The following is a 12,440-nucleotide window of genomic DNA, read 5'->3' as shown; positions in this document are numbered from 1 at the left end:
ATACGGACGGCCAGGATGTCGTCTGTCAGTACGACTTGGGGAGACCCAGGGACTGGTGGGACACGTAGTTCAGGATCATCTCGCGGCTGACCGGGGCGATACGGGCCACCCGGGCCGCGGTGACAAGCTTCGCGAGGCCGTACTCGCGGGTGAGCCCGTTGCCGCCGAGGGTGTGCACGGCCTGGTCGACGGCCTTCACGCACGCCTCACCGGCCGCGTACTTGGCCATGTTCGCGGCCTCTCCCGCGCCGGCGTCGTCGCCCGCGTCGTACAGGGCGGCGGCCTTCTGCATCATCAGCCGGGCGAGCTCCAGCTCGATGTGGGCCTGGGCGAGGGGGTGGGCGATGGCCTGGTGGGCGCCGATGGGGTCCTTCCAGACCTGGCGTTCCTTGGCGTAGTCGACGGCCTTGGCGAGGGCGTAGCGGCCCATGCCGATGGCGAAGGCGGCGGTCATGATGCGCTCGGGGTTGAGCCCGGCGAACAGCTGGAGCAGGCCGGCGTCCTCCTCGCCCACCAGCGCGTCGGCGGGCAGCCGCACGTCGTCGAGCACGAGCTCGAACTGCTTCTCCTGCGCCTGCAGTTCCATGTCGATGACCGAGCGGTGGAAGCCCTCGGCGTCGCGGGGGACGATGAACAGGCAGGGCTTCAGCGCCGGTGCGGCCCCCCGGGAAGATGCCGTCTCGGTCCGGCCGACGATCAGGGTGGCGTCCGCGATGTCGACCCCGGAGACGAAGACCTTGCGGCCGGTCAGCGACCAGCCGTCGGCGGTCCGGCGGGCGGTGGTGGTGATGCGGTGCGCGTTGGATCCGGCGTCGGGCTCGGTGATGCCGAACGCCATGCTCAGGCTGCCGTCGGCGAGACCGGGCAGCCAGGTGCGCTTCTGCTCCTCGGTGCCGAACCGCGCGATGACGGTGGCGCAGATCGCGGGCGAGACGATCATCATGAGCAGGGGGCAGCCGGCCGCGCCGGACTCCTCGAGCACGATGGACAGTTCGCTGATGCCGCCGCCTCCGCCGCCGTACTCCTCGGGCAGGTTCACGCCGAGGTAGCCCAGCTTGCCGGCCTCGGCCCACAGCGCGGCGCGGTCGTAGGACTGGCCGTGGCGCCTGCCGAGGGCGGCGACGGCGGCGCGCAGGTCCCGGTGGTCCTGGCTCTCGATGACGGTCATGACGCGATGTCCTCCTGGGCTTCCGGTACGTCCTGTACGACGGCGAGCAGGGCCCCGACCTCGACCTGGCGGCCGGGGCGGGCGTGGAGCGCGGTGAGCGTGCCGGAGGCGGGCGAGACGATCCTGTGCTCCATCTTCATGGCCTCCAGCCAGACGAGCGGCTGTCCCTGGACGACCCGGGCGCCCTCGTGGACGCCGTCCCCGACGCGCACGACGGTCCCGGGCATGGGAGCGAGGAGCGAGCCGGGCTCGGCCCGGGCGGTGGGGTCGGTGAACCGGGGGCGCGCGGTGAGGGTGTGGGCGCCGGAGGGGCTGTCGACGTACACGGTGCCGCCGTGGACGGCGACGTCGTAGGCCCGCACGACCCCGTCGGTCTCCAGGCGCACGCGGGCCGGGGTCGCCTCGACGACGCGTACGCCGGGGGTGCCGGGGAGCTCGTAGCCCCCGTCGCGGGCGGGCCGGTAGCGGACCTCGTGGCCGTTGTAGGTCTTGGCCTGGTCCTGGGAGGCGAGGTTGCGCCAGGCGCCGCCGAACCGGCCGCCGCGCGCGGCGGCGTCCGCGAGCGCGGCCGCGACGGCGGCGTGCTCCTCGCCGGGCCGGGGGGCGGTGAGGTCGCCGAGGTGGCGCTCGTAGAACCCGGTGTCGAGGCGGGCCCCGGCGAAGTCGGGGTGTTCCAGGGACCGCACGAGCAGGTCCCGGTTGGTGACGGGTCCGTGCAGCCGGGCCCGTCGCAGGGCGTGCGCGAGCCTGCGGACGGCCTCGGCGCGGGTGGGCGCCCAGGCGACGACCTTCGCGATCATGGGGTCGTAGTGGACGCCGATGGTGTCGCCGGACGCGTACCCGGAGTCGACGCGGACGGCCGGGGGGCCGCCGGGTACGTCGAAGGCGTGCAGCACCCCGGTCTGCGGGGTCCAGCCGGAGGCCGGATCCTCCGCGTACAGGCGGGCCTCCACGGCGTGGCCCGCGGCCTCGGGCGGGGCCGGCGGCAGGGCCGCCCCCTCGGCCACGGCGATCTGGAGGGCGACGAGGTCGATGCCGAAGACGGCCTCGGTGACCGGGTGTTCGACCTGCAGGCGGGTGTTCATCTCCAGGAAGTGGGCCCGGCCGTCCCGGCCCACCAGGAACTCGACCGTGCCCGCGCCCGTGTAGCCCACGGCCCGCGCCGCCCGCACGGCCTGCCCGTGCAGCGCGTCGACGAGCCCGTCCGGCAGTCCGGGCGCCGGTGACTCCTCGATCACCTTCTGGTGGCGGCGCTGCAGCGAGCAGTCCCGCGTGCCCAGCGCCCACACCGTGCCGTGCGTGTCGGCGAGGATCTGGACCTCCACGTGGCGGCCGTCCTCCACGTACGGCTCGACGAACACCTCTCCGTCGCCGAACGCGGACGCCGCCTCCGAACTCGCCGCCTCCAGTTCGCCCGGCAGCGCGGACAGGCAACGGACGATCCGCATCCCCCGGCCGCCGCCGCCGGCCGCCGCCTTCACCAGGACGGGGAGGTCGGCCTCGGTGAGCGTGCCGGCGTCCAGGGGCGTGAGGCCCATCAGCTCCTTGGCCCGCGTCTTCGAGGCCATCGCCTCGATGGCCTCGGGAGGCGGGCCGATCCAGATCAGGCCGGCGTCCAGCACGGCGCGCGCGAAGTCCGCGTTCTCGGACAGGAATCCGTACCCCGGGTGCACCGCGTCCGCGCCGGCCGCCAGCGCCGCCTTCACGATCAGTTCGCCGCGCAGGTACGTCTCCGCGGGCGCGGCGCCCGGCAGCCGTACCACCGCGTCCGCCTCGCGCACGTGCAGGGCGGAGGCGTCGGGGTCGGAGTGGACCGCGACCGTCGCGATCCCGAGGTCACGGCAGGTGCGGAAGACGCGGCAGGCGATCTCGCCGCGGTTCGCGACCAGGACAGAAGCAATCACGGAAGGGTCCTCACATCCGGAAGACGCCGAAGCCGCCGCGGGCGCCCTCGACCGGTGCCGTGTGGATCGCGGACAGGCACAGGCCGAGCACCGTCCGCGTGTCGCGGGGGTCGATGACCCCGTCGTCGTAGAGCCGCCCCGACAGGAACACCGGCAGCGACTCGGCCTCGATCTGCTGCTCGACCATCGCCCGCAGCCCGGCGTCCGCCTCGTCGTCGTACGGCTGTCCCTTCGCCGCCGCCGACGCACGGGCCACGATCGACAGCACGCCGGCGAGCTGCTGCGGGCCCATCACCGCCGACTTGGCGCTCGGCCAGGCGAACAGGAACCGCGGGTCGTACGCCCGTCCGCACATGCCGTAGTGCCCGGCCCCGTACGAGGCGCCCATCAGCACCGACAGGTGCGGTACGCGGGAGTTGGACACCGCGTTGATCATCATCGCGCCGTGCTTGACGATGCCGCCCTGCTCGTACTCCTTGCCGACCATGTAGCCGGTGGTGTTGTGCAGGAAGACCAGGGGGATGTCGCGCTGGTTGGCGAGCTGGATGAACTGGGCCGCCTTCTGCGACTCGGCGCTGAACAGCACGCCCTGTGCGTTGGCGAGGATCCCGACGGGGTAGCCGTGCAGCCGCGCCCACCCGGTCACCAGGCTCGGCCCGTACAGCGGCTTGAACTCGTCGAAGTCCGAGCCGTCCACGATCCGGGCGATGACCTCCCGAGGGTCGAACGGCGTCTTCAGGTCCTCCGGCACGATGCCGAGCAGCTCGTCGGCCGCGTACTTCGGAGGCTCCGCCGGAAGGGGATCCGCGTGCGCCTTGCGCCAGTTGAGGCGGGCGACGATCCGCCGCGCCTGACGCAGCGCGTCCTGCTCGTCGAGCGCGTAGTGGTCCGCGAGCCCGGAGGTGCGTGCGTGCATCTCCGCGCCGCCCAGCGACTCGTCGTCGCTCTCCTCACCGGTCGCCATCTTCACCAGCGGCGGCCCGCCGAGGAAGACCTTCGACCGCTCCTTGATCATCACGGTGTGGTCGGACATGCCCGGGACGTACGCGCCGCCGGCCGTCGAGTTGCCGAACACGACCGCGATCGTCGGGATGCCGGCCGCCGAGAGCCGGGTGATGTCGCGGAACAGCGCCCCGCCGGGGATGAAGATCTCCTTCTGGGACGGCAGGTCCGCGCCGCCCGACTCGACGAGCGCGATGCACGGCAGCCGGTTGGCGTACGCGATCTCGTTGGCGCGCAGGGCCTTCTTGAGCGTCCACGGGTTGGACGCACCGCCGCGCACCGTCGGGTCGTTGGCGGTGATCAGGCACTCGACGCCCTCGACGACACCGATGCCGGTGACGATCGACGCGCCCACGGGACAGTCGCTCCCCCACGCGGCGAGCGGTGACAGCTCCAGGAAGGGGGTGTCGGGGTCGAGCAGCAGCTCGATCCGCTCGCGCGCGAGCAGCTTGCCCCGCTTGCGGTGCCGGGCGACGTACTTCTCGCCGCCGCCCGCGAGCGCCTTGGCGTGCTCCGCCTCCAGGTCTGCGATACGGGCGAGCATCGCCTCGCGGTGGGCGGCGTATTCGGGGCCCGTCACATCGAGGGCCGAGCCGAGGACGGTCACAGCAGTGCCTCCGGGATGTCGGCGTAGCGGGCGCGCAGCCATTCGCCCAGCGCCTTGGCCTGCGGGTCGAAACGGGCCTGCGCGGCGACGCCTTCGCCGAGGATCCCCTCGACGGAGAAGTTCAGGGCGCGCAGGTTGGGCAGCACGTGTCGGGTGACGGGCAGCCGGGCGGTCTCCGGGAGCAGGACGCGCAGCCGCTCGGTGGTCAGCTCGTGGGCGAGCCAGCGCCAGGCGTCGTCGGTGCGGGCCCAGACGCCGATGTTGGCGTCGCCGCCCTTGTCGCCGCTGCGGGCGCCCAGGACGAGACCGAGGGGAGCGCGACGGGTCGGGCCGGGCGGCAGGGGGTCGGGCAGCGCGCCGGGGGGCACGTCGCCGTCCGGCTCCGTGCCGGCGGCGGACGGGATGTCCACGCGCTCCCCGTCCGGCAGCACGGCGGTGTGCGGGACCGTGGCGGCCGGGACGTACGCCGCGTCGAACACCCCGTACGGCGCGCCCCTGCCCGGCGGGGCCGTCACGTGGAAGCCGGGGTAGCTGCCGAGCGCGAGCTCGATCGCGGCGCTGCTCACCGCGCGCCCGACGCGTTCGGCGTCCGGGTCGCGCACCACGAGCCGGAGGTAGGCGCTGGCGCGTTCCTCGGTGTCGGCGTCGGCCGCCTCGGTGCGGGCCAGCTCCCAGCGCACCTCGGCGGGCCGCTGCTTGCCGAGCGCGTCCTCCAACTGGTCTCGGACGAGGCGGGCCTTGGCCTCGACGTCGAGACCGGTCAGCACGAACACGACCTCGTTGCGCCAGCCGCCGATGCGGTTGAGCCCCACCTTGAGGGCGGGCGGCGGGGCCTCGCCGCGTACGCCGGAGATCCGCACCCGGTCCGGGCCGTCCTCCTCCAGGCGTACGGTGTCGAGCCGGGCGGTCACGTCCGGCCCCGCGTACCGGGCGCCGCCCGTCTCGTACAGCAACTGCGCGGTGACGGTGCCGACGTCGACCAGGCCGCCGGTGCCGTCGTGCTTGGTGACGACGCAGGTGCCGTCGGCGTGGATCTCGGCGAGGGGGAAGCCGGGGCGGCGCACGTCGTGACCGGTGAAGAACGCGTAGTTGCCGCCGGTGGCCTGGGTGCCGCATTCGAGGACGTGCCCGGCGACGACCACGCCCGCGAGCCTGTCGTACTCCTGCGGTCCCCAGCCGAAGTGGGCGGCGGCGGGGCCGGTGACGAGGGCCGCGTCGGTGACGCGGCCGGTGACGACGACGTCCGCGCCGGCGCGCAGGCAGGCGGCGATGCCGGCGCCGCCGAGGTAGGCGTTGGCGGTCAGCGCGTCGGGGAAGCGGGCGGACAGGTCGTCGCCCTCGACGTGGGCGACGCGGACGGGGACGCCGATCCGTGCGGCGAGGGCGCGGACGGCGTCGGCGAGTCCGGCGGGGTTGAGCCCGCCCGCGTTGGTGACGATGCGGACGCCGCGTTCGCGGGCGAGGCCGAGGGTGTCCTCCAGTTGCCTCAGGAAGGTCTTGGCGTAGCCCAGGCGCGGGTCCTTGAGGCGGTCGCGGCCGAGGATGAGCATGGTCAGCTCGGCGAGGTAGTCGCCGGTGAGCACGTCGAGGGGGCCGCCGGTGAGCATCTCGCGCACGGCGTCGAACCGGTCGCCGTAGAACCCGGAGGCGTTCCCGACGCGCAGCGGCGCGCTGCTGCCGAGGCGGGCCTCGCCGTCGTCCGGGGCCCGGTTCACCGGCGTCCCCCCTCGTCGGCGGTGCCGCCCGTGGAGCGGCCGGCACCGGGCTCCCGGTCCGGGGCCGCGCCCGCGCCGGGCTCGTCGGCCCGCGGTTCGCGTCCCTTGCCGGGCGGGCCCGCGAACGCCTGGGCGATGTCGAGCCAGCGGTCGGCGTCCGGACCCGTCGCGTGCAGCGACAGGTCCGCGCGGTGCGCCCGCTGCGTGACCAGGAGGCAGAAGTCCGACGCCGGGCCCGAGACCCTCTGGGCCGCGTCCTCGGGGCCGTGAACCCACAGTTCCCCGCCGGGTCCGGTCAGTTCGACGCGGAACGGCTCGGCCGGCGGGGTCAGTCCGTGCACCCGGTACGCGAAGTCCCGCGTCCGCACGCCGATGCGCGCGATCTGGGCGAGCCGTGCCGTCGGTTTCCGTACGACGCCGAGCGCGTCGGCGACGTCCTGGCCGTGCGCCCACGTCTCCATCAGGCGCGCGGTCGCCATCGTCGCGGCGCTCATCGGGGGCCCGTACCAGGGGAACCGGGCGCCGGGCGGGGCCTCGCGCAGGGCGGTCAGCAGCAGTTCGCGGCCCTCGCGCCACCGGTGCATCAGGTCGGCGGGTGGCAGGGCCGCGCCTTGGGCCGCGCCGTCGTCGACGAACGAGTGCGGCGCGGCGAGCGCCTTGGTGATCTCCGCGGCGAAGGAGTCGGGATCGGTGACCGCCGTCAGCGCGGCCCGGTCCGTCCAGGCGAGGTGGGCGATCTGGTGGGCGACGCTCCAGCCCTCGGCGGGGGTCGCGGCGGCCCACGCCTCGGGGGTCAGACCGGCGACCAGCCGGTCGAGTTCATCGCTTTCGTCGCGCAGGTCGTCGAGCACGGCAGTCGGATCGGACACGTAACGCTCCCTGGTGGGCACGACGGTTCGTGCCCCGGAGCATGGCAGCGTTCCAGAAAACAAGCAAGCGTGCTTGCTTTGAATTTTTGGCCTGCCGTCCCGGCCTTTCCGGCCGCAGCATGTATCAGGACGTCAAGAACGAACCCGGCTGCCTCGCCCCATCAGGACTGCAGCGACCACCGGCACCCACCACCAACGGCCCCTGCCCCGGTCAGGGACGGACCCGGCTGCCCCGCACGGCTCCCATGCTCGCCACCACGACCAGCGCGATCGCCACCACCTCGGCGGGCGCCAGGCCCTGCCCCAGGACGAGGAATCCGGCCGTCGCCGCGATCGCGGGCTCCAGGCTCATCAGCACGGCGAACGTCGCCGCGGGCAGCCTGCGCAGCGCCAGCAGTTCGAGGGTGTACGGGAGGACCGACGACAACAGCGCCACCGCGAGGCCGAGCCCCAGCGTGGACGGCACCACCAGCTTCGACCCGGCCTCCATCAGGCCCGGCGGCAGACTGAGCAGCGCGCCCACGGCCATCGCCAGCGCGAGCCCGTCCGCCTGTGGGAAGCGCCTCCCGGTGCGGGCGCTGAAGACGATGTACGCCGCCCACATCGCGCCCGCGCCCAGGGCGAACAGCGCGCCCACGGGATCGAGCCGGTCGAAACCGCCGCCGCTCAGCAGGAACACGCCCGCGAGCGCGAGTCCCGCCCACAGCAGGTTGACGAGCCTGCGCGAGGCGATCACGGACATGACGAGCGGGCCGAGCACCTCCAGGGTGACGGCCGCGCCCAGCGGGATGCGGTGGGCGGCCTGGTAGAAGAGGACGTTCATCGCGGCCATCGCGGCGCCGAAGGCGACGACCGTGCCCCAGTCGGCGCGCGAATGCCCCCGCAGGCGCGGCCGGCACACGAGGAGCAGCACGAGCGCGGCGAGCACGAGCCGCAGCGTGACCACGCCGAGCGGGCCCGTGCGCGGCATCAGCATCACGGCGATCGCGGCGCCGAACTGTACGGAGAGCGCGCCCGCCACGACGAGCGACACGGGCCCGAGCTTTTGCCGCGACCGTCCCGCCTGCGCCTCGGCCACGGGCCCGGCCCCCTCGGGCAGCACGACGACGGCCCCGGCGGCGCCGGGCCCGCCCGCCCCCGCCGGACCGCGCCCCGTGGATACGCCCGCGCGCCCGTGCGCGGACCCCGCCTCGTTCACCGCCCGGCCTCCCTGCTCACCTCGTCCCACGACCATCCCCTCCACGCTACGGACCCGCCACGTGCCCCGTGAAATGCCGATCTCGCTGCTCTTATGCTCGGGACGTATGAGCATCGAGCTGCGTCACCTCCGCTGCTTCCTCGCCATCGCCGAGGAGTCGAGCGTGACCAGGGCCGCCGCCCGGCTGAACCTCACCCAGCCCAGCGTCTCCCGCTCGCTCGCCGCCCTCGAGAGGCACCTCGGCACCCGGCTCGTCGACCGCTCCACGCACCACCTCGCCCTGACCGCCGAGGGGCGGGCGTTCCGCGACAAGGCGTCCGCCGCCGTCACCGCGTTCGACGAGGCCCTCGACGCGGGCCGGCTGCTGCGCACGCCGCTGCGGCTCGGCCACGCCTGGGCCGCGCTCGGCCCGTACACCACGCCGCTGCTGCGCCGCTGGGGGCGCGAGCACCCGGAGACACCGCTCGAACTGCTCCGTATCGACGACCGCACGGCCGGGCTGACCAGCGGCCGGGTCGACGCCGCCGTCCTGCGGGGTCCCGTCGACACGCCGGGGCTGGTCACGGCGCTGCTGTTCACCGAGGCGCGCGTCGCCGCGGTCACGGCGGACGGCCCGCTCGCGGCGCACGCCACGCTCACCCTCGCCGAGGTGGCCACCGGGCCCGTCGTCCTGAACACCGTCTCCGGCATGACGACCCCCGATCTGTGGCCGCCCGACGCCCGGCCCGCCGGCACGCTCACCGTCGGCAACACCGACGACTGGCTGACCGCGATCGCGGCGGGCCGCGGCGCGGGCGTCTCGGCCGCCTCCACCGCCGAGCTGCACGCCAACCCCGGCGTCGCCTACCGCCCCCTGACCGACGCTCCGCCGGTCCCGGTCCTGCTCGCCTGGCGCGCCACGTCACCACACCCGGCGATCACCGCCTTGCTGCACCTGGCCCGGCAGGTGGCGACCGCGCCCCACTGACGGGATCCTGCGGCAGCAGTGTGCGGACGAAGCCCCGCGGCCCGCGCCCGCCGGCGCGCACGTCGCGCAGGCCCGGCCCGAGAAGCGCTCACAGACCGTCCGCCAGCACCTCCGCCAGGTGCCGCGCCCGGCGGTCGGCCAGCTGGTCCAGTTGGGTGCGGCAGGAGAAGCCGTCCGCCAGCAGCACTGTCTCCTGCGACGCCGCCCGCACCGCCGGGAGCAGCTGCTCCTCCGCACACGCCACCGACACCTCGTAATGGCCCGCCTCGAAACCGAAGTTGCCGGCCAGGCCGCAGCAGCCGCCGCTCAGCTCCCCGCTCAGCCCGGCCTTCTCCCGCAGCGCCCGCTCGGCCGCGTCGCCCAGCACCGCATGCTGGTGGCAGTGCGTCTGGCCCGCCACCGGGCGGTCCAGACGCGGCGGGCTCCAGTCCGGGGCGCACTGCCCGAGGGTCTGCGCGAACGTCCGCACCGAGGCCGCGAGCCGGGCCGCCCGCGGATCACCGCCCATCAGTTCCGGCAGGTCCGTCTTCAGCGTCGCGGCGCAGCTCGGCTCCAGCACCGTGACGGGCGCGCCCAGTTCGAGCAGCGGCTCCACCGTGTCCAGGGTGCGCCGCATGACCGAGCGTGCCCGGTCCAGCTGGCCCGTGGAGACGTACGTCAGCCCGCAGCAGACCCGGCCGGGCGGCATCACGATCCCGACGTCCGCCGCCTCCAGGACCCGAACCGCCGCCATGCCCACGGACGGCGACAGCCGGTCGGTGAAGGTGTCCGGCCACAGCACCGTCGTACGGCTCCTCGCGAACACGCCCGTGCGCTCCCGCAGATGCTCCCGCAGCAGGCGGCTCAGCGGACGGGGCGCGAGGACCGGCAGCCGCCGCTCCGGCGCGATCCCGCACATCCGCTTGGCCGACGCGGCCACCGGGCCGAAGCGGGCGAGCGCGTTGACGGCCGGCGCGAACGGTCCGGCGAGCCGCAGCCACTCCGGCAGCCTGCCCATCGCGTAGTGCGCGGCGGGCCTGCGGCGGCCCGCGTAGTGGTGGTGCAGGAACTCCGCCTTGTACGTGGCCATGTCCACGCCCACCGGGCAGTCGCTGCGGCAGCCCTTGCACGACAGGCACAGGTCGAGCGCGTCCAGCACCTCCGCCGACCGCCAGCCGTCCGTGACGATCTCGCCCGCCAGCATCTCGTGCAGCAGCCGTGCCCGCCCCCGCGTCGAGTGCCGCTCCTCGCCGGTCGCCCGGTACGAGGGGCACATCACGCCGCCGCCGGCCGCGGCCTGCTCCGTACGGCACTTGGCGACGCCGACACAGCGCCGCACCGCGCCCGCGAAGTCGCCGCCGTCGTGCGGGTAGCCGAACGCGACGTCGACCGGCCGCCTGGGCAGCACGTCGAAGCGGAGGTCGGTGTCGAGCGGGCCGGGGCGGACGAGCACGCCCGGGTTCAGCAGGCCGTCGGGATCCCACAAATCCTTGAAGGCGCCGAAGAGGCCGACGAGTTCGGGCCCGTACATCCGTGGCAGCAGCTCCGCGCGCGCCCGGCCGTCGCCGTGTTCGCCGGACAGCGACCCGCCGTGCGCGACGACGAGGTCCGCCACCTGTTCGGAGAATGCCCTGAAGCGCGCCACCCCCTGTCGGCTCATCAGGTCGAAGTCGATGCGGACGTGGATGCAGCCGTCGCCGAAGTGGCCGTAGGGGGTGCCGCGCAGGCCGTGCGCGGCGAGCAGGGCGCGGAAGTCGCGCAGGTACGGCCCGAGCCGCGCCGGCGGGACGGCGCAGTCCTCCCAGCCGGGCCACGCCTCGCCGCCGTCCGGTGTCCGGGTCGCGGTGCCGGCCGCGTCCTCGCGTACGCGCCACAGCGCCCGCATGCCGGCCGGGTCGTCGACGACCGCGCCGTCGAGCGCGTCGGCGGCCCGTACGATCCGCGCCGCGCGCGAGCGCGCCTCGACGGCGGTGTCCCCGCCGGTCTCGACGAACAGCCAGGCCGCGCCGCGCGGCAGGCCCGCCGCGTCCGGCACGAGGTCGTCGGCCATGCCCTCGACGGTCAGCGGCCGGTGGGGCAGGAGGCCGGGGGCGGCCTCGGCGGCGGCGCTCTCGTCGGGGTAGCCGAGCACGGCGAGGGCGCGGGCGGCCGGGGTCTCGACCAGGCCGACGGTCACCTCGGTCAGGACGGCGAGGGTGCCTTCGCTGCCGCAGAAGGCGCGGGCGAGGTCGGCGCCCTTCTCGGGAAGCAGCGCGTCGAGGGCGTAACCGGAGATCCGGCGCGGCAGGCCGTCGGGATAACCGGTGCGCAGGAGCGCCAGGTTGGCGCGGACGAGGTCGTCGAGGCCGGGCGGGACGCCGCTGGAGCCGGTGCCCCGGCCGAGGGTGACGGGGACGCCCGCCGAGGTGACGGCCTTCAGGCGGCGGACGTTGTCCGCCGTGGTGCCCCAGCGCACGGAGTGGGCGCCGCACGAGTTGTTCCCCACCATCCCGCCGATCGTGCACCTGCTGTGCGTCGACGGGTCCGGCCCGAAGGCGAGGCCGTGCGCCCGCACCGCCGCCTGGAGCGTGTCCAGCACCGCTCCCGGCTGCACGACGGCCGTACGGGCCCGGGGGTCGACGGAGACGATCGCGTTCATGTGGCGCGTGAAGTCCAGGACGACGCCGACGCCCGTGGCCTGGCCGGCGATCGACGTACCGGCGCCGCGCGCCACCACCGGCACCCCGTGCTCGCGGCACACCGCCAGCGCCGCCGCCACGTCGTCCGCGTCGCGCGGCGCCACCACGCCGTCCGGGACCCGCCGGTAGTTGGAGGCGTCCATGGTCATCAGGGCCCGTGCCGCGACGCCGAAGTCGACGTCGCCGCGCACGGCGGCTGTGAGCGCCCGCGCCACGTCGTGCGTATCCCCTGTCATGTCTCCCAGGATGACCCGCGCTGCACGCCTCACACCTGCGTCTCCCCCGGCGAGCCGGTCCCGGTCACGCACGGAGTCCGGCGGAGAACGGAAAGAGACGCGCCGGACCCCTTGCCC

Annotated in this window: 8 protein-coding genes; 1 reads left to right on the top strand and 7 read right to left on the bottom strand. The window is 74.8% G+C overall.

Annotated elements, in window-relative coordinates:
* Nucleotides 1-25: 25 nt before the first annotated feature.
* The 6 genes from HW130_RS16690 to HW130_RS16665 form a co-directional block, all read right to left on the bottom strand.
* Nucleotides 26-1,168, bottom strand: coding sequence for an acyl-CoA dehydrogenase family protein (locus HW130_RS16690; protein WP_177150364.1), 1,143 nt, complete (start codon nucleotides 1,166-1,168; stop codon nucleotides 26-28).
* Complete coding sequence (locus HW130_RS16685; protein ID WP_177150363.1) at nucleotides 1,165-3,072, bottom strand: biotin carboxylase N-terminal domain-containing protein; 1,908 nt, start codon at nucleotides 3,070-3,072, stop codon at nucleotides 1,165-1,167. The genes HW130_RS16690 and HW130_RS16685 overlap by 4 nt, the downstream gene beginning before the upstream one ends.
* A 10-nt stretch (nucleotides 3,073-3,082) precedes the next feature.
* Nucleotides 3,083-4,681 (bottom strand): carboxyl transferase domain-containing protein, encoded by a 1,599-nt coding sequence (locus HW130_RS16680; RefSeq protein WP_177150362.1) that lies wholly within the window; start codon nucleotides 4,679-4,681, stop codon nucleotides 3,083-3,085.
* Complete coding sequence (locus HW130_RS16675; protein WP_177150361.1) at nucleotides 4,678-6,396, bottom strand: acyclic terpene utilization AtuA family protein; 1,719 nt, start codon at nucleotides 6,394-6,396, stop codon at nucleotides 4,678-4,680. Before HW130_RS16675 ends, HW130_RS16680 begins: the two co-directional genes overlap by 4 nt.
* Nucleotides 6,393-7,265 carry a TIGR03084 family metal-binding protein gene (locus tag HW130_RS16670; RefSeq protein ID WP_177150360.1) on the bottom strand — a complete coding sequence of 291 codons (873 nt, stop codon included), beginning with the start codon at nucleotides 7,263-7,265 and terminating at the stop codon, nucleotides 6,393-6,395. Before HW130_RS16670 ends, HW130_RS16675 begins: the two co-directional genes overlap by 4 nt.
* Before the next feature lie 211 nt (nucleotides 7,266-7,476).
* Nucleotides 7,477-8,499 carry a DMT family transporter gene (locus HW130_RS16665; RefSeq protein WP_177150359.1) on the bottom strand — a complete coding sequence of 341 codons (1,023 nt, stop codon included), beginning with the start codon at nucleotides 8,497-8,499 and terminating at the stop codon, nucleotides 7,477-7,479.
* Nucleotides 8,500-8,569: 70 nt separating this feature from the next.
* Between HW130_RS16665 and HW130_RS16660 the strand changes: the two genes are divergently transcribed.
* Nucleotides 8,570-9,430, top strand: coding sequence for a LysR family transcriptional regulator (locus HW130_RS16660; protein ID WP_177150358.1), 861 nt, complete (start codon nucleotides 8,570-8,572; stop codon nucleotides 9,428-9,430).
* A gap of 88 nt (nucleotides 9,431-9,518) precedes the next feature.
* Here the strand turns inward: HW130_RS16660 and HW130_RS16655 are convergent, their stop codons facing one another.
* Nucleotides 9,519-12,323, bottom strand: a complete 2,805-nt coding sequence (locus HW130_RS16655; protein ID WP_256356122.1) for an FAD-binding and (Fe-S)-binding domain-containing protein — start codon at nucleotides 12,321-12,323, stop codon at nucleotides 9,519-9,521.
* Nucleotides 12,324-12,440 lie beyond the last annotated feature (117 nt).

Origin of the sequence: Streptomyces sp. PKU-EA00015 (assembly GCF_013387495.1) — a bacterium.
GTDB lineage: Bacteria > Actinomycetota > Actinomycetes > Streptomycetales > Streptomycetaceae > Streptomyces.
This window is presented reverse-complemented; position numbering and strand designations above follow the sequence as displayed.